Raw genomic sequence first — 23,393 nt, forward strand, 5'->3', positions numbered from 1 at the left:
GGGGCGCCGGCTCAGGCGGCCGGGGCCTTCGGGAGGGACCGTACGGGGTGCCAGAGCTCCTGGGCGGTCGTCCGCCACAGGAGGCCCTCCGGGTGGTGCAGGACGGCCGTGATCTCGTCCGGGGTGGGCGGCTCGGTGTTGCCGCGGAGGTAGACCGCCCGCAGGCCGAGGTTCCGCAGCCGGGTCAGGGCGCGGGCCCGGTTCGCGGCGTGCACCAGGAAGCGGACGGTGGCCCCGTCGCCGGCCGGGCTGGGCAGCCCTATGGCGACGACCACACTGCCTCCCGGCAGTCTGCTGAACCCTCCGTTGGGCATGCGGAACCACTCCCCCGTGGAACGACTGTCAATAAGGTCGGACGGCCGAGGCCGTAGGACGCACCTAAACACGATCGGCCGCCGCCCGCTAGGGGGCGACGGCCGATCATGCTTTGACCTGCGACGACTCAGAAAAACTCGTCGTTACTTGGTCGAGGGACCCACCTGGACCGTGACCGTGGAGCCGTCCTTGGCCTCCTTGACGACCTGGATCTTGGTGTTGGTGTCAGTTACCTGGACACCGGAGCGCTCGGTCTCCTTGAACCAGTAGACGCCCTTGCGGTCGTCGAAGGTCGGGTTGCCGGCCTGGGACGGGACCCAGGTGCCGACGCCGGCCTTGTGCAGCTGGAAGCCGTCCGTGCGGGAGATGCTGAACGGGGAGTCGTACGCCTGGACGCGCCCGCGCATCAGCGTGCCGTCGCCCCACTTCAGCGGGCTCGGGTGCGCGTCGATCGGGAGGATGCGGCCCACACCCGGGTGCTGGGAGGTGTTGTTGTCCTTCTGGGACAGGTCCCACTTCCAGATCAGCAGACCGTTCTGGTACGGGTAGTGCTCGACCCAGCTCGCCTTGTCACCGGTGAAGCCGAAGTTGTACGGGCCGACCTTGAGGGTCTTGTCGTACGAGACGTACTGGCGGTTCTCCGCGATGTAGTACTGCTCGTACTCCTTCGCGAAGCCCTTGCCGATGCGGGAGAAGCCCTTGGCGACCCAGCCGTTGTCACCGTTCTCGGCGTTGTCCGAGAAGACGGGGGCACCGTCGGCGGTCAGCGTGATGGCGTCGGCCGTGAAGCCCTTGCCGCCCGCGCCGCCGTCCGTCTGGTAGCGGAAGCGCAGGTCGAACTTCTTGCCCGCGTACGCGCCCAGGTTGTAGACGAGCTTCTGGTGCGTGTTCGAGGCACCGGTCAGGGCCGGGGCGCCGGACGCGTCCTTCTGCAGCGGCTTGCCGTCGGCGGTGCCGTCGAGGGCGGTCCAGTTGGCGCCGCCGTCGGTGGAGACCTCGGCGTACAGGTAGTCGTAGTCCTGCTCGATGTCGTACCAGCCCTGGAGCTCCAGGGAGGCGGCCGACTTGCCGGTCAGGTCGACGGAGCGGGTCAGGGTGTTCTTGAGGTCGTCACCCATGTCGCTCCACCACTGCGTGGCGCCCTCGGCGGGAGCCACGACGTCGGTGGTGACCTGCTTCTTCGGCAGCTCGACGACGAGCGCCTGCGGGTCCTTGGTGTTGTACTCCGAGACGCCCAGCTTGTGGGTGGTCTTGGTGCCCCGCTGCCAGTCGTTGACCTTGGCGTAGTTCAGCCAGCCGAGCTGGAGCTTGTCCCAGGCGTTCATGTCGCCGGGCAGGTCACCGATGGAGTCCTTGCCGGTGCCGAGCCACGAACCGGAGGACATGAGCGTCCAGAAGCCGGTCGAGTTCTCGCCGCCGGAGGTGTCGTAGTGGTCCGGCAGACCGAGGTCGTGGCCGTACTCGTGGGCGAAGACGCCGAGGCCGCCGTTCTCCGGCTGCATCGTGTAGTCGCCGACCCAGATGCCCGAGTTGCCGATCTGGGTGCCGCCGGACTTGTTGTTCGCCGGACCGGTCTTGCCCGCGTCGGTGCCGTAGGCGTACCAGCGGTGGGCCCACAGGGCGTTGGTGCCCTCGGCGCCGCCGCCGGCCGACTCGTCCTCGCCCGCGTGGACGATCTGGAAGTGGTCGATGTAGCCGTCGGGCTCGTTGAAGTTGCCGTCGCCGTCGAAGTCGTAGCGGTCCCACTGGTCGTACTGCGCCAGCGTCGCCTTGATCTCGGCGTCGGTCCTGCCCTTGGCCTTCTGGTCGGCGTTCCAGGCCACGAGGCCGTCGCGCACGGTGTCCCACACGTTGGCGCAGTTGGTCTGGCCGCAGTAGTTGGAGCCGTAACGGGCCTCGTTGTACGGGACCTTGACCCAGTCGGAGACCGCACCGTCGACCGAGTAACGGCCGGACGAGGTCTTCTCGTAGTAGGTCTTCAGGGACTCCTTCGGCTGGCCCTTCTTGTCCTTGCCGGTGCCGAAGTACAGGTCCTGGAAGTGCTTCTGGTTGTAGTCCGCCTGCCAGGCCGTGGAGTTGTCGTTCTTGCGGTCCGGCTTGGCTATCGCGTTGTGCAGCGGACCGGGCGTGCCGCCGTACTTCGGCTTCGGCTCGTCCGTGTCGTCGTCCTTGCGGTCGACCAGGGTGGTGTTGTCCACCTGGTCGCCGAACTCGACGAGGATGGTGAAGATCTTGTCGGTCTTCTCGCGGCCGAGCTCGACGTACTTCTTGCTGTCGAGCTTGACCACCTTGGAGCCGTTACGGCTCTCGACCTTGGTCTCGCCGGTGAGCACCTGCTCGATGGCGGCCTTGCGCTGCTGCTCCTGCTGCTTGCTGTACGGACCGTCCAGGTCGTGGTCGACAGCGAGCTTGTCGACGGCCTGCGCGGTGCCGGCCACCGGCGCGCTGCCGTGGTCGTCGGCCCATGCCGTGCTGAAGGTAGAAGCGGTGGCGGCCGTGGCCGCGAGGGCCACGACGATCGCGGACGCTCTGATCGCCCGTCGCTTGTTGGTCACTTGGTTCTGTCCTCCCCGGCGCTCCTCGCCCGCGGACCGGGTGGTGGGGTGTCCGCCCGAGCGGGGTAGCGCGTCACAAGTGACGACATTGGACCGGAGTTGGAGCAGAAAAGACAGATCTTGACTTGGACAGGCCAACTGCACTATGCGGGATCAGATTTCCGATAGTCGAACTTCGAACGAATATCCGGCGAGTGCGTGCGCCCCTGCGCCCCCCGTGCATCAGCCGTGGGTTAGGCGACGCTTACCAACGGTTCGCTCCGGGCATCCACCGTCGTAGAGTCGACCCGTCGGAGAGCACCCCGTCGCCGAGTCACCCGATCGCCCAACCGCCACGTGCCCGAGGGACGGTAACCGCCATGCAGCGACCGAACGCCGCACAGTACGCCTACGGTTCGGCCACCGTCGTCTTCTCGACCGTCGCCCTGCTGCTGCTCTCCGGCACGACCACGACGCTCGGCATCGCGGCGATCTGCGTCGCGGGGCTGATGCTCGGAGTGCTGGTGGCGGTGACGATGCCGGTCCGGCCGGAGCACGTCAAGCCCCTGGGCACGAATCCCGCACCCGCCGGGAACGCGGAGACCGCCGGCGCCCCACGGGACGCCGCTCACACGGAGGTCCGGGTGCCGGCCGCGCGCGTGGGCGCGGGAGCGGACACCCGGACCGGTCTGTAGCACCGGGCCCTTCGGGCGCGGCTGTTCCGGCTCGTCACTGCGGCACGGACACCACGACCGTCTTGGCCGCCTTGTCGTGGAGGCCCTGTTTGTACGGCTTGTCCACGAGGATCAGGATCAGCAGGAGCAGCGGCCACAGACAGGCGCAGCAGATCAGCGTCGGCAGCCAGAGCACGAGCGCGCGGACGAGGGAGCTGTTCGTCGGCGGCGTGGAGCCGTCGTTGAGCATCGCGACCCTCAGCTTCAGCCACTTCTTGCCGAGGGTCTGCCCCTTCTTGGCGTGCATCACGGTGTCGTACGCGACGAACGCGACGATCGTGATGAGCTGGAAGACCAGCTGGCCGCCTCCGTTGAGGCTGTTGACCGTGTCGTCGAAACTGTCGTTGTCCGTGGCCCGCTGGTAGACCTTGAACGGGATGCCGATGATCGCGAGCGGCACGGCGACGATCAGCCAGTCGATGATCCGCGCGGCGATGCGCTTCCCCGAATCGGCGAGCGGCGGCATCCCGGAGAGCGGATCGGCACCGCCGTACCCCCCGCCGTAGCCGCCGTAGGGCGGGGGCGGCGGAGGTGTGCCGCCGTACGGGTTCCCGGGCGGCGGCCCACCGGGCGGCGGAGATCCCCCGGGCGGCGGGCCACCCGGGGGCTGGCCACCGGGGGGCGGACCGCCGGCGGGCCCGCCGGGGGGCGGCTGCCAGCCGGGCGGCTGCCCACCCTGGGGCGGCTCCTGCGGGGGCCTCTTGCTGAACGGGTCGTCCTCGGGCTGCTGACCCGGGGGCGGCGGCTGATCGTTGCTCATGGGGGCAGTGCATCCCGGGCACCCGGGCCCCGCAAGGAATCGCCCGCCGTTCGAGGGACGCCCCCCGGCATCCGGCCGGAGGAGGCTGCCGGGCGGGTGACGCCGCCGTGTGCCGCGTGCGGGCGGGGGCGGCCGCCGCGGGTCCGCGACCGCTGCGGGGCGGGGCCGGGGGCCGGGTCCGCGACCGCATGGGGGCGGGGCGGCCGCCGCGGGTGTGCGGCCGGGGGCCCCGGGGCCGGACCGGCGGGCAGACGTCAGGGGTCGGTCCGGCCGGCCGACGTCCGGCGGGGCGGTCCGGCGGGCCTTCGAGCTGATGCCGGGCCGGCCGGCCGACATCGGGGGCCGGACCGGCCGACGTCGGGGGGCGGTCCGGCGGGCCGGTTCAGCGGGCGACGAAGGTGCGGGCCGCCTTGTCGTGCCAGCACTGCCGCCAGGGCCGGTCGAAGAGGCACCACAGCACGTTGAACAGCCCGATCCCGAGCAGCCCCAGCACCGCGTAGACCAGCCAGCGGCGCAGCGCGGCGCCGAAGGGCGGCGGCTCGTGCGCCTCGATGTCCCGCACCTCGATCCCGCACAGCTTCTTCCCGAGCGTGCGGCCCCACTTGGCGGTGGGCAGCGCCTCGTAGAGCGCGCCGAGCACGAGGAACGCCGCGAGGACGATCCCGAACTGCACCGAGGTCGTCGAGTCGACCAGCCACACCTGGACGGTGACGCCGGACTGCTTGGCGGCCTCGATCTTCTCGTCGATGTGCGTGACGGCGGCGGTGAGGAAGGGGAACGACACGGTGCCGACCACCGCGCCGAGCACGACGCCGTCGAGGAGCCGGGCCAGCAGCCGTCGCCCGAGCCCGGCCGGCCGCGCGGCGGCCTGCGCCCGCGCCGCCGCCATGAACACGTCCTCGACCGGCGGCTTCCAGGGGATGACGGGCTGCGCCTCGGCCGCCGGGGACTGCGGGGCGGCGGCCGTTGCGGGAGCGGGCTGCGGGGCCGGGGCGGGCTGCGGGGCGGGGGTCCCGGGAGCCGGGAGGCCGGGCACGGGGGCGGACTGCGGGGCAGCGGCCTGCGCGGCGGACTGCGGCGCCGGGGCGGGCTGCGGGGTCCAGGAGGCTGCCGCGGGCGCGGGGGTGACGGGCATGCCACCGAGCCGCGCGGAACCGGTGGCCGGGCCGGGCCGCTGGCCCGGCAGTCCGGCCGGGGCGTCACCCTGCGGGCGGACGTCCTGACCGCCCGCCTGTCCGGCGGCGGGCCACACGGGCGCCGCCGTACCGGCGTTCGCCGGAGCGGGGGGCGTGACGGACCCCTGGGCGGGCACCGCGCTCTGGCCGCCGGCCTTGTCGGCGGGCGCGGGCGTCGCCGTATCGGCCCCCGGGGCGGCCGCAGGGGCGCCCTGGACCGCCACCGCGCCCCTGCCGTCGGGTGCCTGAGGGGCGGGGCCGGCGGACGGCTCGGCGGAGGCCGGGACGGCGCCGGACTGCCCGGCGGCCGCGGGCCAGGCGGGCGCCTCGGAGGCGGAGTCCGGGCGGCCGGAGGCGGGGCCGCCGCCGGGGAGGGCGGCACGCGCGTCGTCCGGGGCGCTCGCGTCCGCCGCGCCGCCCTGCCCGGCCGTCGGCCAGGCGGCGCGCGGGTCGCGGGGATCCGGGGTGCTGCCCCAGGAGACGCGCTGGTCGAGTTCGCCGCCGAAGCCCGTCTGGCGGTCCGTGCTCGCCTGCCAGGCGGAGGCGGGCTCCTGCCGGGCGGCGGGCGCCGCTCCGGGGTCCTCGTCCAGGAAGACGGGACCCGTCTCCTCGACCGCGGCCACGGCGGGCACCGACGGCGCCGGAGCCGGGCTCGGGGCCAGCTGTGGAGCCACGGAGACCGGCGGGGCCGGGAGGGCCTCGCCCTCCGCGGGCGCGGGGCGGCTCGTCCCGGGAACCCACGCACCGCCGTTCCAGAACCGGATGTACCCGGGAATCGACGGATCCGGGTAGTAGCCCGCCTGCGGTACCTCTCCGCCACCTCCAGGTGGAGTAGCCACTGCCCCGACTCCGTTCAGTCACAACGTCTTTGATCCGCCCGGCCGCGCCCCGTTCGCGCACCGTCCGCGCCACGCCCAGGGAGGACAGTAACGAAGAACTCACCCGCAGGGACATGGAGCCCGCCAGAAAGGCCGCCTTCGAGGGACAGCACCGCGATTTCGTGACTCAGGGTCATTCTCGGGCCCCTACCCGGGGCGCGGAAAAAAATTCCCCGGAAAGTTTCGCGAAGTCGCGTAATGGACCGGCCCGGCCGCTCTCTCTCCCGGTGAAGGCCCACCGCGGGCCGCACCGAGAGAGAGGCAGCACGCCATGCAGAACACCGAGAACAACGTCGTCGAGCGCGAGCTGGAGCTCAAGCTCGTCCTCTCCCCCGAGCGCTCGATCCCGGTGCCGGCCCGCCTCGCCTACCGCGTGGACGACCCCTACGCCGTCCACGTCACCTTCCACGTCGGCACCGAGCACCCCGTCAACTGGACCTTCGCCCGCGAACTCCTCGTGGAGGGCGTCTTCCGGCCCTGCGGCCACGGCGACGTCCGCGTCTGGCCGACGAAGGTGGACGGCCGCAACGTGATCCTCATGGCCCTGTCCTCGCCCGACGGCGACGCCCTCCTGGAGGCGCCGTCGGCGCAGGTGTCCGCCTGGCTGGAGCGGACCCTGCGCGCGGTCCCGCCGGGCACGGAGACCGGTCAGCTCGGCATCGACGACGGTCTCGCCGAGCTGCTCGCCACCACCGTCGCGGCCGACGACCTGTGGCTGAACGACCCGTGGCCGTCGGACGAGTCCACGGACGGTGACGCGTGAGGGCGGCGACGGCCCGGGGGTCAGAAGAGCTTGCCCGGGTTCAGCAGTCCCAGGGGGTCGAAGGTCTTCTTGATCCCCCGCTGCAGCTCCACCCCGACCGGTCCCAACTCCCTCGCCAGCCACTCCTTCTTCAGCACGCCCACCCCGTGCTCCCCGGTGATCGTGCCGCCGAGACCCAGGCCGAGCGCCATGATCTCGTCGAAGGACTCCCGCGCCCGCCGCGACTCGTCCTCGTCCGCGTGGTCGAAGCAGACCACGGGATGCGTGTTGCCGTCACCGGCGTGCGCGCAGACCCCGATGGTCAGCCCGTACTTCTCGGCGATCTCCCGCGTGCCCGCGAGCATCGCGGCGAGCTTGGTGCGCGGCACGCACACGTCGTCGATCATCGTGGCGGTCTTGATCGTCTCCAGGGCGGTGAGCGACAGCCTCCGGGCCTGGAGGAGGAGTTCGGACTCGGCGGCGGAGTCCGCCGGTACGACGTCGGTGGCGCCGGCCGCACGGCAGAGCTCCGCCACCGCGGCCAGATCGGCGGCCGGATCCGGGGTGTCGAAGGCGCACAGCAGCAGGGCCTCGGTGGTGTCGGGCAGCCCCATGCGGGCGAGCTTGTTGACGGCCCGCACAGTTGTGCCGTCCATCAGTTCCAGCAGCGACGGTGTGTGGCCGCGCTCCATGATCGTGCAGACGGCCGCGCAGGCCGCCTCCGCCGAGGGGAACTCGGCGGCGAGCGCGAGCTGCACCGGCGGCTGCGGCTTCAGCGCGAGGACCGCTCCGACAACGATGCCGAGGCTGCCCTCGGAGCCGACGAAGAGCCGGGTGAGGTCGTATCCCGCGACGCCCTTGGCGGTGCGCCGGCCGGTCCGCAGCAGCCGCCCGTCGGCGAGGACCACGTCCAGGCCCAGCACGTACTCGGCGGTGACCCCGTACTTCACGCAGCACAGCCCGCCGGAGGCGGTGCCGATGTTGCCGCCGATGGTGCACTGCTCCCAGCTGGAGGGATCCGGCGGGTAGGAGAGGCCGTGTTCGGCGACGGCGCGGGAGAGGGCGGCGTTGACCACGCCCGGTTCGACGACGGCGATCCGGTCGACCGGGCTGATCTCCAGGATGCGGTCCATCTTGACCAGGGACACGACGATGCAGCCGTCGGAGGCGTTCGCGGCCCCCGACAGCCCCGTGCGGGCGCCCTGCGGCACGACGGGGACGCGCAGTTCGGTCGCCGTGCGCATGACGTGCTGGACCTGCTCGACGGTGCGCGGCAGTACGACGGCCGCGGGGGTGCCGGCCGTACAGAAGCTCGCCATGTCGTGGGCGTAGGAGACGGTGACGTCCGGGTCGGTGAGGACCGCGTCGTCCGGGAGCCCGGCGCGCAGCCGCTCCACGAGGTCGTTCCGCTGAAGATCGTCCATACGTCCAGCGTGGCACCCGGGGCCATCGGTGTGAACCCGCCGGGACAGCCGCTCGTGTGCTCTTCGTACAGCGGCGGCCGGGCGCACAGTGAGCGCCATGAAGACCGAGAACGTGTCGAGGACGGTCCTCGCCGGCGGAGTGGCAGCGGTGCTCGCGGCGACGGCGCTGCTGTACGTGCCCGAGCTCTTCGGCCGGACGCCGGCGCCGGGGCCGGGGCCCGCCGAACGGGCGGTGACCGCCGCGCACGCGGGGGCGCAGGCGGCCCTGCCGGATCTGGTCGCGCTGATCGGCGACCGTACGGCGTGGCTGAAGGACCACCCCGGTGACGAGGCGTCATGGGCCGTGCTCGGCACGGCCTACACGGAGCGGGGACTGCGGCGCGCGGACGCGGCGGACTTCCCGCGCGCGGAGAACGCCCTGAAGCGCTCCCTCGCGGTGCGCCCCGCCGCGAAGGGCAATCTGGACGCCCAGCTGGGCCTGGCGGGCCTGGCGAACGCCCGGGGCGACTGGAAGACGGCCGAGCAGTGGGCCGAGCGGGTGCGTGCCGCGGATCCGAAGCGCTGGTCGACGTATCCCGTGCTCATCGACGCGTACAACGGCCTGGGCGACTACAAGGCGGCCGAGAAGGCGACCGAGACCCTGGGCGAGCTGCACTCCGGGGCGGCGGTCGCCGCGCGCTCGGCGCAGCTGAACCGCAACCGCGGCTACCGCGAGGACGCCGGCGCGGCGGCCCTGGACGCGGTGGCGCTGGCCGAGGGCCGCACGGACAAGGCGGCGGCCCTGGCACGACTCGGCGACCTGGCCTGGGAGCGGGGCGAGCCGGCGGAGGCGCTGGCGCAGTACGGCACGGCGCTGGGTCTCGTACGGGACCACGGCCCGTCGCTCGCGGGCCGGGCGCGGGCGCTGGCGGCCCTCGGCCGACCGCAGGAGGCGGTGCGCGACTGGCAGGCGGCGCTGCGGGTGCTGCCGCTGCCGGAGTACGTCCTGGAGGCGGCCGAGCTGGACGAGGCGCTCGGCCGGGACGGCGAGGCGCGGACCCTGTACGACCGCCTGCGGAACGGCTCGTGGGTGGGGGCGGACGTCGTCCTCGGCCTGTTCGGGGCGGACCACGGGGAGCCGGCGGAGGCGGTACGGCGGCTGCGCGCGGAATGGGCGCGGGGGCACCGGTCGGTGCAGGTCGCGGACGCGCTGGGCTGGGCCCTGCACCGGTCGGGCGCGTCGAAGGAGGCCCTGGAGTACGCCGGGAAGGCCACCGGCGAAGGGCTGCGCAGCGCGCTCTTCGCCTACCACCGCGGGGAGATCGAGCGGGCCCTGGGCGACCTCGGCCCGGCGCGGCGTCACCTGGCGGAGGCCCTCCGCCTCAACCCGGACTTCTCCCCGCTCCTCGCGCCCCGCGCGAAGGAGGCCGCGACGGCCCTCGGCGACCCTCCGAACGACCTCCCCCCGGACGTCCGCGCGCCCCAGCCCACCCCGGCACGGGCGACCGCCCACCCGTAGACGGGGTCCGGCGTCCCGCGGGGTCCGGCCGTCGTCGGTGCCGCCCCGGGCGAGCCCCCCGTACCCGCCCGGGGCGTGGAAGGGGCCCGGCCCGGGGTGTCCACCCGGGCCGGGCCCCTCCGTTCGGGGGAGTCGCGGCTAGAGGTTGCCGCGCTTCTCCTGCTCGCGCTCGATCGCCTCGAACAGCGCCTTGAAGTTGCCCTTGCCGAAGCCCATCGAGCCGTGGCGCTCGATCATCTCGAAGAAGACCGTCGGACGGTCCTGGACCGGCTTCGTGAAGATCTGCAGCAGGTAGCCGTCCTCGTCGCGGTCGACGAGGATCTTCAGCTCGCGCAGGGTCTCGACGGGGACGCGGGTCTCGCCGGCCCACTCGCCGAGCGTGTCGTAGTACGAGTCGGGGGTGTCGAGGAACTGGACACCGGCGGCCCGCATCGCGCGCACGGAGGCGACGATGTCGTTCGTGGCGAGGGCGATGTGCTGCACGCCGGCGCCGCCGTAGAACTCCAGGTACTCGTCGATCTGCGACTTCTTCTTCGCGATCGCCGGCTCGTTGATCGGGAACTTCACCTTGAGGGTGCCGTCCGCGACGACCTTCGACATGAGCGCCGAGTACTCGGTCGCGATGTCGTCGCCCACGAACTCCTTCATGTTCGTGAAGCCCATGACCGTGTTGTAGAAGCCGACCCAGTCGTTCATCTTGCCGAGCTCGACGTTGCCGACACAGTGGTCGATGGCCTGGAAGGTGCGCTTGGCCGGCGGCTCGACGATCGGCTTCGCGGAGACGAAGCCCGGCAGGTACGGGCCGTCGTAGCCGGAGCGCTCGACGAGGGTGTGGCGGGTCTTGCCGTACGTGGCGATGGCGGCGAGGACGACGGTGCCGTGCTCGTCCTTGAGCTCGTAGGGCTCGGTGACGCCGGTGGCGCCGTGCTCGACGGCGTAGGCGTACGCGGCGCGCGCGTCCGGCACCTCGATCGCCAGGTCGATGACGCCGTCGCCGTGCTCGGCGACGTGGTCCGCGACGAAGCGGCCCCAGTCGCTGGACGCCTTGATGACGGAGGTGAACACGAAACGGGCGGCGCCGTTGGTGAGCACGTAGCTGGCGGTCTCGCGGCTGCCGTTCTCCGGTCCGGAGTAGGCGACGAGCTTCATGCCGAAGGCCGTGGAGTAGTAGTGCGCGGCCTGCTTGGCGTTGCCGACGGCGAAGACGACCGCGTCCATTCCCTTCACCGGGAAGGGATCGGCCTCACGCGCGGTGTTCGGGGTGTGGTCAATGGTCTCAGTCATGGCAGCAGAGTCCCGCCGTCCGGCAAGCTGCGCAATAGTTTCTTGTTTGACTGGTCAATCTGACCAGCGACCGGCGAGTATGAGCGTGCGACTTGTACATGATGACCATTCGGAGGCCGCCATGGCGATCGATCATCTGGACGGACGACTGATCGTGCTCCTCGCGGAGGAGCCGCGGATCGGGGTCCTGGAAGCCTCCCGCCGCCTCGGGGTGGCGCGCGGCACGGTGCAGGCGCGGCTCGACCGCCTGCAGTCGAACGGGGTGGTGCGCGGCTTCGGCCCCCAGGTGGATCCGGCCGCCCTCGGCTACCCGGTCACGGCCTTCGCGACCCTGGAGATCAAGCAGGGCCAGGGCGCCGACGTGCGGGGGCACCTGGCGACCGTGCCGGAGGTGCTGGAGCTGCACACGACCACCGGGCACGGGGACATGCTGTGCCGGCTCGTGGCCCGCTCCAACGCCGACCTCCAGCGGGTGATCGACCGGGTCGTCGGCTTCGAAGGGATCGTGCGGGCCTCCACGGCGATCGTCATGGAGAACCCGGTCCCGCTGCGGATCATCCCGCTGGTGGAGCAGGCCGCGACGGAGGGGTGAGCGGGGCGGGCGAGGGGCCGGGCGAGGGGCCGGTCGGGCAGCACCGGAGGAGTTGCAAAGAAGTCTCTGCAAAAAACCCTTGCAGAGACTTCTTTGCAACTCTACTGTGGAGCCATGCCCGAGAAGCCCGCCCCCGACGAGCAGCCCGCCCCCGCCGAGAAGGCCCCGCCCCGCATGCTCGACCCGCGCTCGCTGCGCGGGCTCGCCCACCCCCTGCGCATCCAGATCCTGCGCGCCCTGCGCCACCACGGCCCCGCCACCGCCTCCCAGCTGGGCGAGCGGCTCGGCGAGTCCAGCGGCGCCACGAGCTACCACCTGCGCCAGCTCGCCGCCCACGGCTTCGTCCAGGACGACCCGACGCGGGGCAAGGGGCGGGAGCGGTGGTGGAAGGCGGCCCAGGAGGGCACGACCGTCGACGAGGCGCTGTTCAAGAACCCGGACCCGGAGGTCCAGGGCGCCGTCGAGGTCTTCCTCTACGAGGTCGCCAACATCCACACCCAGGAGCTCAACACCTACCTCGGCACCCGGCACCAGTTCCCCGACGCGTGGAGCGGCGCCTCCGACATCAGCGACTTCACGCTCCATCTGACCGCCGAGCGGCAGCGCGAGCTCAACGAGAAGATCCACCAGCTGATCGACGAGTACGCGGCCCTCGCCGAGCGGGACTCCGCCGACACCCAGCGCATCCGGATGCACCTGCACGCCTTCCCCCAGCACGGCGCCAACTGACCGCTCCACGACCGGAAAGGCCACGCCCATGCACGCCGACATCCACCTCACGATGCACCGCCTGACCGCCGCCGAACTCCAGGAGGCGGCCGCCGGCGCCGCCCCCGCCACCCCCGTGCGGGTCCGACTCGGCTGGAGGCTCGTCGAGTTCGGCCTCCGGCTCGCCGTCCCCCGGCCCGCCGCCGCCCGCGCCGCGATCCACGCCGCCGTCTGACCCAGCCGACCGAACCGCGAACGAATCCGGGGGGATCCGCCGTGCGCTCCCGCACACCTCTGGCCACCGTGCTGGCCGCCAACGCCATCTCCATCAGCGGCAATTCACTCACGCTCATCGGCGTCCCCTGGTTCGCCCTGGAGACCACGGGAAGCCCCGGCAAGGCCGGCCTCGTCGCCTTCTTCGCCGCCGTCCCGGTCGTCGTGTCCGCCATCGTCGGCGGCCCCGTCATCGACCGGATCGGCCGCCGGCGCATCTCCGTCGCCTCCGACCTCGTGTGCGCCCTCGCGCTCGCCGCGATCCCCCTGCTCAACCAGGCCGGCCTCCTGCGGTTCTGGATGCTGTGCGCGCTGATGGCCGTGACCGGCCTCTTCCACGCGCCCGGCGAGTCCGCACGGCACGTCCTCATCCCGGACCTCGCCAAGCACGCCGGCACCCCGCTCACCCGCGCCGCCAGCCTCTACGACGCCGTCTCCCGCGGCGCCCGCATGACCGGAGCGGCCGTCGCCGGCATCCTGGTGGCGCTCATCGGCGCCGACACCGTGCTCTACGTCGACGCCGCCACCTTCGGCCTCTCCGCGCTGCTCGTGCTCGCCGGCCTGCGGGGCATCCCGTCCGCCGAGCCGCTGCGCGGGGCGCCGCCGCTGTCGCTCGCCTCCTACCGGGCCGATCTGCGCGAGGGGTACTCCTTCATGCTGCGCACCCGGCTGCTGCTCGGCGTCAACCTGATGGTGATGATCACCAACGGCCTGGGGCAGAGCTGGAACTCGGTGCTCCTGCCGGTCCACGCCCGCGAGAACCTCGGCGGCTCCGCCGCGCTCGGCCTGCTCGTCGCCGTGTTCGGAGGCTGCGCCCTGACCGGCGCGCTGCTCTACGGGGCCTTCGGCCACCGCTTCCCGCGCCGCCCGGTGTTCGCGGTCGGCTTCCTGCTCGTCGGGACCCCGCCGTACCTGGTCGCCGCCTTCACCGACACCACCATGCCGCTGCTCGTGGCGATGGCCCTGGGCGGCCTCGGGGCCGGGGTGCTCAACCCGATCCTCGCCACCGTCTTCTACGAGATCGTCCCGGAAGAACTGCGCACCCGCGTCGGCGGCGCCAGCACCGCCGGAGTGCTGCTGACCACGCCGCTCGGCGGCCTCGCGGCGGGCAGTCTCGTCGAACGGACGGGCCTCACCACGACGTTGGTCATCTGCGCGGCGATCTTCTTCCTCGCCACGCTCGCGCCGCTGGTGTTCCCCTCCTGGAAGGGGCTGGACGCCCCCGCGCGCACGGCGGACGGCGGCGACGCGCCCGTCAGCAGCTCGGAACCTTCGACTCCTGCCCCTGCTCCAGGGCCCGCAGGGACGACACCGCGTCGCTGAGCGCGGTCACCGGCACCAGGCGGAGCCCCTTCGGCTGCTCCGCCCGGGCCTGGGAGCACTCGTCCTTCGGCACCAGGAAGACGGTGGCCCCGTCCCGGGCGGCGGCCTGCGTCTTCAGGGAGACGCCGCCGACCGCGCCGACCGTACCGTCGGGCTCGATCGTGCCCGTACCGGCGACGGTCCGGCCGCCGGTGAGGTCGCCGCCGTCGCCGTCCCCGTCGATCTTGTCGACGATGCCCAGGGAGAACAGCAGTCCGGCGCTGGGCCCGCCGATGTCGGCGAGGTGCAGCCGCACCTTGACCTTGGCCGGGTCCAGCTTCAGATAGCCGAGGGCGGCCAGGGTCGCCGCGTCCTGCGACTCCTTCATCTGGCCGAGGTTGTGCCGCTCGATCTCCTCGTCGGATCTGCCCGACGGGTAGACCGAGGACTTCGGCAGAACCGCCCGGTCCGCGCGGAACCACGCGTCGGCCACCTCGCCGAGGTCGATCGACTCCGACGGACCGGTCGCCAGGATCGTCGTCATCCGCAGCTGCCCGTCGGTCGGGCGGACCGGGACGCCGGAGACGGTGATCACCTCACGCCCCTGGTCCTTGCCGAGCACGTCGGCGGTCGTGCCGGGCTGTGCGATCGAGAACGGCAGCGGCGCCAGTCCGGCCACCGCGAACAGCGCGACGACGGGCAGGGCGCACAGCGCGAGGGCACGGTTGCGCGGGAGGTCAGCGAGACGGGAGAGCACCCACCCAATCTACTGGGCGGCGGCCCGGGCCGGACGGCGGCCGAAGAAGGACCCCAGGCGCCCGCGCACCGCCGCCGTCGTCCGGGCCGGGTCGCCGGTGCCGACCATGGCGGCCCGCGTGGCGCCCGTCACGAGCCCGCCGGCCTGGAGCCGGGGGACGAGCGCCGCGTAGTCGGTGAAGGCCCAGTGGGCGGCGTCGGCGAACAGCGCGCGGCGGCCGGTCAGGCCCGACCAGGAGCGTTCGATCCGTTCGGCGCCCTCGAAGCCCTCGGAGCGGAAGAGCAGCAGCGGCCGGTCGAAGCCGTCGAGGGGCGCGAGGTCGAGATAGCCCTCCAGATTCGCCACGGCACGGATCCGGGCGTCGGCGTGGGCCGCGTACACCACCGCGGTGCCGCCGGCGGAGTGCCCGTAGGCGCCGATCCGGTCCAGGTCCATGACGGGGGCGAGGGAGAGCGAGCCGAGCCGGTCCAGGACGTGACGCAGGTCCGCCACCCGGGTGTCGATCATCGTCCGGAAGGTCGCCGGGTCCGGCGGGCCGGCCAGGACGGTAGTCCGCATCCCGCCGGGGAGCTCCACCTGGCTCGCGTCGCCGGGATGGTCGACGAGGACGACCACCCGGCCGTGACTGGCCAGGTCCTCGGCGAGACTCGTGCCGAGGGTGCGCGAGTCCCCGCCGCCCGGGCTGTAGAGCAGCACCGGACGGCGCCCCGGCAGCGGCGGCGCGTCCACGTGCCCGTGGGTGAGGACGGCGCCCCAGTCGACCGTCCCCTCCTCCGGGAGCCCCGGGTGCACGTGCGGGGCGTACTCGGCGAAGGCCCGGGCGGCCGCGGGCGAGAGCTGCGGGGCGCGCGGGCAGCCGCGGACACTGCGGGCCGGGTACAGGACGGTCAGCATCACCTCCCGCACCCCGCCCGCCCACGGGTCGGTGCGGGACGGGTCGGTCAGGTGGACGGTGCGCAGTCCCACCGGGTGGGGCCCGGTCGGCGCGGGCAGCCGCAGCGGCGGCCCGGCGGGAGGGCCGGCGGCGGCCCGGGCGGTCGAGGCGGGCGAGGCGGTCACGGCGATCGCCGAGGGCGCCGCGGTGACGGGCAGCAGCACGCCGGCGGCGGCGAGCAGCGCTCCCCTGGCCAGGGTCCGGCGGCTGAGGTCGGTGCCCGGGGTCCGGCGGCTGGGGGTGGTGGCCGGTGTCCTGCGGCCCCGGTCGGGGGCGGTTTCGTTCGTCATACCGGCATCCTTGGGGCGGGGCGGGGGCCCGCGCGAAGGTTGAGGCCCTGCCCGAAAGGCTGGCCGGAGACGAGGAGTTGTGCGGGTGCTGCGCATCCATTTCACGGGGGACGACCTCACCGGGGTCCGCTTCGCGCCCCGCCCCGCCCCGCTCCAGGAGCTGCACGCGGCCCTGACGACGGCCGTCGGACCCGACCCCGCGCCCCTGCTCGCCCCCTGGCGCGGCCGGGTCCTGCGCGCCCTGCCCACCGCCGCCGGCCCGCTCGCCGACCTCGTCCCGGCGGGCCGCCCGCCGGTCTTCCTCGACGTCCTCGGCGACACCCTGGCCGACAGCTTCGACCGCATCCGCGCCACGCCTCCGGAGCTCGTCCGCGCCGAACTGGAGCGCGTGTACGGGCCCGTGCCCGCGCCCCGCTGGATCCGGGGCCTGCACGCGGGCGAGGGGCCGTCCTGGCGCATCGTGGGCAGGGCCCAGCGGGCCGCCTACGAGGCGGTCCTGGCGCCCGTCTGGTCCGTCGTGCAGGATCTGCACCGCGACGCCTTCGCCCGGTACGCCCTGACGGCCGCGGAGCACGGCGTCGCCGCCGCGCTGACGGCCCTGGCCCCGGGCAGCACGCTCCGCGACGGGGTGTGGGAGTGGCCGGGCGCCGCGGCCCGCGACGTCCGCCTCCGCGGCCGGGGCCTGGTCCTGCTGCCGACCTTCCACCACCCGGCGGGCCCGCTCCTGCAGGACCTCCCGGGCCGGCCGGTGGTCCTGAGCTGTCCGGCGGGCCCCGGCCTCCCGCCCGTACCGGACCCGGAGGACCCGGACGACCCGCTCGCGGCGACCCTGGGCCGCACCCGCGCCGAAGCCCTCCGGCTGCTCGCGGAACCGCGGACGACGACGTCCCTGGCCCGCGCGCTCCGGGTCAGCAACGCGACGGCGTCGGCGCACGCGGCGGCACTGAGAACGGCGGGTCTGGTGACGACACGGCGCACCGGGCGCTCGGTGAGCCACGAACGGTCGGCTCTCGGGACACTGCTCGTCATGCCGAAGAGCCCGACGCCCTGACCCCGTCCGGTGCCGCGCGCCCAGGAGGGTTCCTGCCCGGCGCCACGGCCCGGGGGAATTCCTGTCCGGTGCCACGGCCACGGGGCTACCCCCGCCGCCGTGGCCCCGGCTCCGGGGCGACGTGCCCCGCCGGGCCGGCGGTCCCTGACCCGCGCGCGGTATGCACCCGGTACGCGTACCGGAAGCCGTACGGCCGAGAACGGGCGTGAGGCCGGCGGGCTCCCCGAGGGCTCCTGACGGCCGTCGTACGGGGTCCGGGCGGCCCCGGCGTCCGCGCCGGCTAGCGCAGCGCGTCGGCGACCTCCCGGGCCGCGTCGACGACGCGCGGGCCGACGCGCTCCGGCACGGCGTCCGCGAGCATGACGACACCGACGCTGCCCTCTATGCCGGTCACACCGACCAGCGGCGCGGCGGCTCCGCTGGCGCCCGCCTCCAGCTCCCCGTGGGTGAGCGTGAAGCCCGGTTCGGTGAGCTCGCCCAGCCGGGCGGCGAGTATGGCCCGGCCGGCCGCCCCGCGGTCCAGCGGGTGGCGGAAGCCGGCCCGGTAGGCCACGTGGTAGTCGGTCCAGGTCGGTTCGACGACGGCGACGGCGAGGGCCTCCGCGCCGTCGACGAGGGTCAGGTGCGCGGTCGCGCCGATGTCCTCGGCGAGCGAGCGCAGCGCGGGCAGCGCGGCCTCCCGCACCAGAGGGTGGACCTGGCGGCCGAGGCGCAGCACGCCGAGCCCGACCCTGGCGCGGCCGCCGAGGTCACGGCGTACGAGGGCGTGCTGTTCGAGCGTGGCGAGCAGTCGGTAGACGACGGTCCGGTTCACACCGAGTCGGTTGGACAACTCGGTGACGGTCAGGCCGTGGTCGGTGTCGGCGAGCAGTTTGAGGACTCTGAGTCCCCGGTCGAGCGTCTGGGAGGTCTCCGCGGTCACGACGCCCTCTCCTTCGGAGTGAGTGACAGCGGACTCGTACGAAAGCTGCGACACCGGTCCCATCGGCGACGCACGTCAGAGGCCGCCGGCAGGACGGGGCACACCGGCTGCGCTCCGCGGCGGCGCTGCCACGGGGCGTTTGCTTGAGGCGGGACAGTAGCGACCGTCTCCGCTCAGCGGAAGACCTCGTCCAGAATCCGGGCGCGCACGACCGGATACGGGCGGTTCGGGGCCCAAGTCCGCCGAACGCGGGACTTCGGCTGACAAGACGGGCAGGTGGGGACCCCTGGCGTGGAGGATCCGAGGTCCGACCGCGGGGCCGGTCCTCGGCGCCGCACCCGGTCCGGCGGGACGGCGGAGGCCCGTACGCAGCTCGCGTACGGGCCTCGGCTCGGGGTGACACGTTTGCGGCCCGTTGCGGCCGCATCGGCGGGCGCAGGGGCCGCACGGACGCGGGGAGGCGGACGCCGGGGGCGGGGCGGCGGACGCAGGGGGCGGGGCGGCGGACGCAGGGGGCGGGGCGGCGGCTCACCGTGGCCGGATCACGGCCCTCGGATCGCGGCCGGCAGGCCACGGTGGCCGGATCGCCACCCGGCTCACCGCCCTGGCCCAGCACCCCGGCTCACCGCCTCGGCCCGGCGCACGGCCCGGCGCCCCGCCCCCCCAGCCCCGGCTCACGCCGGTGGTCGCCGCGGGCGGGGCGGCACGGGCGGGGCGCCGGGGGCGGGCGCGGGTCGGGTCACCGCATGCGGGTGGCCCACTCCTGAACCTTCTTGATCCGCTCGCGGATCTGTCCGGCCGTCGCCTCGGCGCTCGGCGGCCCGCCGCACACGCGGCGCAGCTCGGTGTGGATCACGCCGTGCGGCTTGCCGCTCTGGTGGACGTACGCACCGACCATCGTGTTGAGCTGTTTCCGCAGCTCAAGGAGCTCCTTGTGGGAAACGACGGGCCGGCGTTCCGCCGGAAGCTCCAGCAGATCGGCCTCCCTGTCCGGCTTCTTGCGGCTGTGGGCGATCTGCCGGGCCTGCCGCTTCTGCAGGAGGAGCTGCACCTGGTCGGGTTCGAGGAGCCCGGGGATGCCGAGGTAGTCCTGCTCCTCCTCGCTGCCGGGGTGGGCCTGCATGCCGAACTCGGCGGCGTTGTAGAGCACCCGGTCGAAGACGGCGTCGGACTCCAGCGCCTCGAACGGCAGCATGTCCTGCTCGCCGGTGTCCTCGTCCTGCTGCTTCTCCGCCTCCGCCATCTCCTTCTCGGACTCGGCGTACGGGTCCTCCTCGCTCTCCTTCTTCGGGCGGTCGAGGACGTGGTCGCGCTCGACCTCCATCTCGCTGGCGAAGCCGAGGAGGCTGGGGATGGTGGGAAGGAACACGGACGCGGTCTCGCCGCGCCTGCGGGATCGCACGAAGCGGCCGACGGCCTGGGCGAAGAACAGCGGGGTCGAGATCGTCGTCGCGTACACGCCCACGGCGAGACGGGGCACGTCGACGCCTTCGGACACCATCCGGACCGCGACCATCCAGCGCGAGGTGCTCTCGCTGAACTCGTCGATACGGCCGGAGGCGCCGGCGTCGTCGGAGAGGACGACGGTGGCCTTCGTGCCGGTGATCTCACGGATCAGCTTGGCGTACGCGCGCGCGGAGTCCTGGTCGGAGGCGATGACCAGTCCGCCGGCGTCCGGGATGGACTTGCGGACCTCGGTCAGGCGCTGGTCGGCGGCGCGCAGCACGTTCGGCATCCACTCGCCGCGCGGGTCGAGGGCGGTGCGCCAGGCCTGCGAGATCGCGTCCTTGGTCATCGGCTCGCCCAGCCGCGCGGCGATCTCGTCGCCGGCCTTCGTGCGCCAGCGCATGTTGCCGCTGTAGGAGAGGAAGATGACCGGCCGGACGACGTTGTCGCCGAGCGCGTTCCCGTAGCCGTAGGTGTAGTCGGCCGAGGAACGCCGGATGCCGTCGTTCCCCTCCTCGTACGTGACGAAGGGGATGGGGTTGGTGTCGGACCGGAACGGCGTACCGGTCAGGGCCAGCCGGCGGGTCGCGGGTTCGAAGGCCTCCAGGCAGGCCTCGCCCCAGGACTTGGAGTCTCCGGCGTGGTGGATCTCGTCGAGGATGACGAGGGTCTTGCGCTGTTCGCTGCGGTTGCGGTGGAGCATGGGCCGCACGCCGACACCGGCGTACGTGATGGCGATCCCGTCGTACTCCTTGCTGAGCGGCCCGGCGCTGTAGTCCGGGTCCAGCTTGATCCCTATCCGCGCCGCGGCCGCCGCCCACTGCTTCTTGAGGTGCTCGGTGGGGGCGACGACCGTGATCTGCTGCACGACGTGGTGGTGCAGCAGCCAGGACGCGAGGGTCAGCGCGAAGGTGGTCTTGCCGGCGCCGGGCGTGGCGACCGCGAGGAAGTCACGAGGCTGCTCCTGGATGTACTTCTCCATCGCGCCCTGCTGCCAGGCTCGCAGCTTGTTGGCGGTACCCCAGGGGGCACGGCCGGGGAAGGCGGGAGAGAGGTGATGAGAGGAGGTGGCGGTGGTAGTCACGATCTCCGGTTCGACGCTCGTCCAGATATGACAACCGGGCCACCTTACCGGTGCGGCCGGCTCGAACCCGAAGGGACGAGCCCGCGCCGCCCCTCCTTGAGACGGTCCTCACAGCTCCCGCAGTCGCGCGGCGATGCCCGGAATGTCCGCGAGCTGCCCGGCCGCGACCGCGATGACCAGGTCGTATGCGCGATCGAGGTCGGCGTCGGCGAGATCGACTCCGTTGACGCCGAGGAAGACGGCGGCGGACAGCCAGGCGGCCCGCTTGTTGCCGTCGACGAAGGGATGGTTCGAGGCGATCGCGTGCAGCAGCACGGCGGCCTGCTCGTGCACGTCCTGGTACGCGCTCTCGCCGAACATGCGCGCCCGCGGCCGGTGCACGGCCGACTCCAGCAGCCCGGGCGCGCGCAGCTCGGGCAGGCCGTCCCCGGTGAACGCGATCCGCGCGATCTCCGTGACCTCGGCGACGGTCAGAAAACGGCTCCCGATCATTCCCCCAGCCTCCTCAGCAGCACCTGGTGCCGGAGAGCGAGCCGCCGCGCCTCGTCCCGTACGCGTCCGGCCTCGCCTTCCACGTGGCGCCGCACGGCCTCGGCGACGAGCGCGTCGACGGGAACGCCACGCGCGTCGGCGAGATCGGCGACGGCGTCGCCCAGGGGGGCGGGGAGGGAGAGGGAGAGGGAGAGAGGGAGGGGAAGGGACGGGGGGTGCTGGGGCATGGGGGGACGGTAGTGGGGGCGGGGTGGCGGAGGCGACCGATTTGCGACCGGGCGGGACCGGGCCGGCGGGCCGGGGGGGCGGGCTCGGGCGGGCCGGGCGGGCCCGGGCCGGCGGGCCGGGCGGGCCGGGCGAGCGGGCCGGGCGGGCGGCCCCGGCCAGGCCGGGACGATGCCATCGGCGTGGGCCGCGGAGTCCGGACCTTGCGCCCAGGTCCCGGCCGGGCCGCGGCGATGCCCTGGGTGTGGGGCGCGCCCGTTCCCAGGGCCCAGGCCTGGCCGCGCCCCGGCGTCACGCCGCCCCGACCTCCTGGCCCATGTCCAGGCCCCTGGCCGCAAGCCGACCGCAGCCCCGGCCGCGACGGTGGCCCTAAGCCTGGCCCTGCCCCGGCCCCTGAGGGTGGCCCTGCCCCTGCCCCTGCCCCTGCGGGTGGCCCTGAGGGTGGCCCTGGCCCCCACCCCCGCCCTGACGGGGGCTTCCGTGGCCGAGCCGCGTGGCCACCCAGGCACCGACCGCCGCGACGCCCGCCATGGGGAGGAAGACGGCGGCGAAGGCGACGGGGTGGGAGCCGGCCGCGGGGTCGGCCGAGACGGTGTGGCCGACCGCTCCCCCGCCCAGGGCGGCGAAGGCGGCACCGCCGGCGGCGAGGAGCAGGACGTTCGACAGGCCGTCCGAGATCTGGAGGGCGGCGGAGTTCGCGCCGGCCTCCTCGGGAGCGGAGAGCTTGAGCAGCAGCACGCTGGTCGAGGTGATCACCATGCCCATGCCGAAGCAGCCGAAGGCCCAGGCCACCGCCACCACCCACACCGGCACGGCCTCGATCAGGACGCTCGGGGCGGTCGCGATGGCGGCGGCGACGAGCACCATTCCGGCCACGGCGAGCCGCTCCCGGTACGGCTCGGTCCGCGGTAGGGACTGGAACCAGGAGCCGAGCGCCCACGTCGCCCCGCCGACGGCGAGGGAGAGCCCGGCCAGGGTGGGGCTGAGACCCCGCTGGGTGACCAGCATGAGCGGCACGAAGGACTCGGCGGCGATGAAGGACCCGGCGGCTATGCCGCGCAGCAGGACGACGGACGGCAGCCCACGGGCCGCCCGGTAAGTCCCGCGCGGCAGCAGCCCCCGAACGGCCGGAACGAGCAGCGCGGCGCCGGCGAGGGCGGGCAGGACGGAGAGCCAGCGCAGCTCCTGCCCGGCGTACTGGAGCAGGCCGGCGCCGAGGGAGATGCCGAAGGCGAGCCGGATCCGCCGGCGGTCCCAGGGCGCCACGGGGGCGCCGGGGTCGGCCGGGCCGGAGGCGGTCCGCCGGATCGCGGGCAGGGCGAGGGCGAGCGGGAAGACGACGAGGACGGGAATGGCGAGGAAGACCCATCGCCACCCGAGGTGCTCGGTGATCGTGCCGGCGGCGAGCGGGCCGACGACGGACGGCACGACCCAGCCGGCGGCGAAGGCCGCCATCATCGCGGGCCGGAGGTGCTCCTCGTAGGCGCGGCTGATCACCACGTAGAGCGCGACGATCACCAGGCCGCCGCCGAGCCCCTGGACGGCCCGCCCGAGGACGAACAGCCACATGTCCCCGGCCGTGCCGGAGAGCACCAACCCGGCGGCGAAGGCGCTCATGCCGCCGGCGAGCGGCCCGAGCGGGCCCCTGCGGTCGGACCACTGGCCGGAGAGGACCATGCCCAGGAGGCTGGTGGTGAAGTACGCGGAGAAGGCGAAGGCGTAGACCGAGACGCCGTTCAGCTCGCGGGCGGCCACCGGCATGGCGGTGCCGACGGCGGTCGCCTCGAAGGCGACGACGAGGACGACGGACACGACGCCGATGCTGAGCGCCCGATGGGCCCGGTCCAGCACGGATCCGCCGCCGACCGGGACGGGCGGTGCGGCGGCGGGGTTCGGCGCGACGTCGGTGTCGCGGGGTTCGAGGACGCTCATAGGCCCCAGAGTAAGGGCCGTATCCGGTTTTGGCCCCTGTC

General features: G+C 73.6%; 21 protein-coding genes. 8 read left to right on the plus strand and 13 right to left on the minus strand.

Annotation, left to right across the window (positions count from 1 at the left end):
- Positions 1-11: 11 nt before the first annotated feature.
- Both ACGF1Z_RS11235 and ACGF1Z_RS11240 read right to left on the minus strand, forming a co-directional pair.
- Entirely contained in the window at positions 12-314 is a 303-nt protein-coding gene (locus tag ACGF1Z_RS11235; protein WP_393002328.1) for a hypothetical protein, read from the minus strand.
- A 144-nt stretch (positions 315-458) separates the two neighbouring features.
- On the minus strand, positions 459-2,870 hold the full coding sequence (locus ACGF1Z_RS11240; RefSeq protein WP_393002330.1) for an immune inhibitor A domain-containing protein: 2,412 nt from the start codon (positions 2,868-2,870) through the stop codon (positions 459-461).
- A 359-nt stretch (positions 2,871-3,229) separates the two neighbouring features.
- Here ACGF1Z_RS11240 and ACGF1Z_RS11245 point away from each other — a divergent pair, with 359 nt between their 5' ends.
- Complete coding sequence (locus ACGF1Z_RS11245; protein WP_393002332.1) at positions 3,230-3,544, plus strand: hypothetical protein; 315 nt, start codon at positions 3,230-3,232, stop codon at positions 3,542-3,544.
- Positions 3,545-3,578: 34 nt separating this feature from the next.
- Here the strand turns inward: ACGF1Z_RS11245 and ACGF1Z_RS11250 are convergent, their stop codons facing one another.
- Entirely contained in the window at positions 3,579-4,343 is a 765-nt protein-coding gene (locus ACGF1Z_RS11250) for an RDD family protein (protein WP_393002334.1), read from the minus strand.
- A 382-nt stretch (positions 4,344-4,725) separates the two neighbouring features.
- On the minus strand, positions 4,726-6,357 hold the full coding sequence (locus ACGF1Z_RS11255) for an RDD family protein (protein WP_393002336.1): 1,632 nt from the start codon (positions 6,355-6,357) through the stop codon (positions 4,726-4,728).
- 310 nt (positions 6,358-6,667) lie between these two features.
- Between ACGF1Z_RS11255 and ACGF1Z_RS11260 the strand changes: the two genes are divergently transcribed.
- The gene (locus tag ACGF1Z_RS11260; protein ID WP_393002338.1) at positions 6,668-7,159 is read left to right on the plus strand and encodes an SsgA family sporulation/cell division regulator; all 492 of its coding nucleotides are present in this window, start codon (positions 6,668-6,670) and stop codon (positions 7,157-7,159) included.
- Between the two features lie 20 nt (positions 7,160-7,179).
- Here the strand turns inward: ACGF1Z_RS11260 and ACGF1Z_RS11265 are convergent, their stop codons facing one another.
- Positions 7,180-8,562: an FAD-binding oxidoreductase gene (locus ACGF1Z_RS11265; protein WP_393002340.1), complete on the minus strand. Its 1,383-nt coding sequence runs from the start codon at positions 8,560-8,562 to the stop codon at positions 7,180-7,182.
- Positions 8,563-8,659: 97 nt separating this feature from the next.
- On the opposite strand from ACGF1Z_RS11265, the gene ACGF1Z_RS11270 reads away from it, so the two are divergent.
- Positions 8,660-10,060, plus strand: coding sequence for a hypothetical protein (locus tag ACGF1Z_RS11270; RefSeq protein WP_393002342.1), 1,401 nt, complete (start codon positions 8,660-8,662; stop codon positions 10,058-10,060).
- Between the two features lie 138 nt (positions 10,061-10,198).
- On the opposite strand, the gene hppD is transcribed toward ACGF1Z_RS11270, so the two are convergent.
- Positions 10,199-11,344, minus strand: a complete 1,146-nt coding sequence (gene hppD / locus ACGF1Z_RS11275; protein ID WP_393002344.1) for a 4-hydroxyphenylpyruvate dioxygenase — start codon at positions 11,342-11,344, stop codon at positions 10,199-10,201.
- A 121-nt stretch (positions 11,345-11,465) separates the two neighbouring features.
- Between hppD and ACGF1Z_RS11280 the strand changes: the two genes are divergently transcribed.
- From ACGF1Z_RS11280 to ACGF1Z_RS11295, 4 genes are all read left to right on the plus strand, one after another.
- A complete protein-coding gene (locus ACGF1Z_RS11280; RefSeq protein WP_376638263.1) occupies positions 11,466-11,936 on the plus strand; it encodes an Lrp/AsnC family transcriptional regulator in 471 nt (156 codons plus the stop codon).
- A 114-nt stretch (positions 11,937-12,050) separates the two neighbouring features.
- On the plus strand, positions 12,051-12,665 hold the full coding sequence (locus tag ACGF1Z_RS11285) for an ArsR/SmtB family transcription factor (RefSeq protein WP_393002346.1): 615 nt from the start codon (positions 12,051-12,053) through the stop codon (positions 12,663-12,665).
- 28 nt (positions 12,666-12,693) lie between these two features.
- Positions 12,694-12,879, plus strand: coding sequence for a hypothetical protein (locus ACGF1Z_RS11290; RefSeq protein WP_393002348.1), 186 nt, complete (start codon positions 12,694-12,696; stop codon positions 12,877-12,879).
- Positions 12,880-12,920: 41 nt separating this feature from the next.
- Positions 12,921-14,240, plus strand: a complete 1,320-nt coding sequence (locus ACGF1Z_RS11295) for an MFS transporter (protein WP_393002349.1) — start codon at positions 12,921-12,923, stop codon at positions 14,238-14,240.
- Here the strand turns inward: ACGF1Z_RS11295 and ACGF1Z_RS11300 are convergent.
- A complete protein-coding gene (locus ACGF1Z_RS11300; protein WP_393002350.1) occupies positions 14,173-14,976 on the minus strand; it encodes a hypothetical protein in 804 nt (267 codons plus the stop codon). The two genes, ACGF1Z_RS11295 and ACGF1Z_RS11300, sit on opposite strands and share 68 nt — an antisense overlap.
- A 9-nt stretch (positions 14,977-14,985) precedes the next feature.
- Positions 14,986-16,200, minus strand: coding sequence for an alpha/beta hydrolase family protein (locus ACGF1Z_RS11305; protein ID WP_393002351.1), 1,215 nt, complete (start codon positions 16,198-16,200; stop codon positions 14,986-14,988).
- An 85-nt stretch (positions 16,201-16,285) separates the two neighbouring features.
- Here ACGF1Z_RS11305 and ACGF1Z_RS11310 point away from each other — a divergent pair, with 85 nt between their 5' ends.
- A complete protein-coding gene (locus ACGF1Z_RS11310; protein WP_393002352.1) occupies positions 16,286-17,251 on the plus strand; it encodes a winged helix-turn-helix domain-containing protein in 966 nt (321 codons plus the stop codon).
- 280 nt (positions 17,252-17,531) lie between these two features.
- Here the strand turns inward: ACGF1Z_RS11310 and ACGF1Z_RS11315 are convergent, their stop codons facing one another.
- The 5 genes from ACGF1Z_RS11315 to ACGF1Z_RS11335 all read right to left on the minus strand — a co-directional run bounded on the left by ACGF1Z_RS11315 (position 17,532) and on the right by ACGF1Z_RS11335 (position 23,352).
- Positions 17,532-18,173 carry a helix-turn-helix domain-containing protein gene (locus tag ACGF1Z_RS11315; protein ID WP_365339541.1) on the minus strand — a complete coding sequence of 214 codons (642 nt, stop codon included), beginning with the start codon at positions 18,171-18,173 and terminating at the stop codon, positions 17,532-17,534.
- Between the two features lie 739 nt (positions 18,174-18,912).
- Positions 18,913-20,703 carry a DEAD/DEAH box helicase gene (locus ACGF1Z_RS11320; protein ID WP_393002353.1) on the minus strand — a complete coding sequence of 597 codons (1,791 nt, stop codon included), beginning with the start codon at positions 20,701-20,703 and terminating at the stop codon, positions 18,913-18,915.
- Positions 20,704-20,811: 108 nt separating this feature from the next.
- The gene (locus ACGF1Z_RS11325; RefSeq protein WP_393002355.1) at positions 20,812-21,195 is read right to left on the minus strand and encodes a type II toxin-antitoxin system death-on-curing family toxin; all 384 of its coding nucleotides are present in this window, start codon (positions 21,193-21,195) and stop codon (positions 20,812-20,814) included.
- Positions 21,192-21,422: a hypothetical protein gene (locus ACGF1Z_RS11330; RefSeq protein ID WP_393002357.1), complete on the minus strand. Its 231-nt coding sequence runs from the start codon at positions 21,420-21,422 to the stop codon at positions 21,192-21,194. The genes ACGF1Z_RS11325 and ACGF1Z_RS11330 overlap by 4 nt, the downstream gene beginning before the upstream one ends.
- Positions 21,423-21,789: 367 nt before the next feature.
- Positions 21,790-23,352, minus strand: coding sequence for an MFS transporter (locus ACGF1Z_RS11335; RefSeq protein ID WP_393002359.1), 1,563 nt, complete (start codon positions 23,350-23,352; stop codon positions 21,790-21,792).
- Positions 23,353-23,393 lie beyond the last annotated feature (41 nt).

Source organism: Streptomyces sp. NPDC048018 (assembly GCF_043202995.1).
GTDB lineage: Bacteria > Actinomycetota > Actinomycetes > Streptomycetales > Streptomycetaceae > Streptomyces.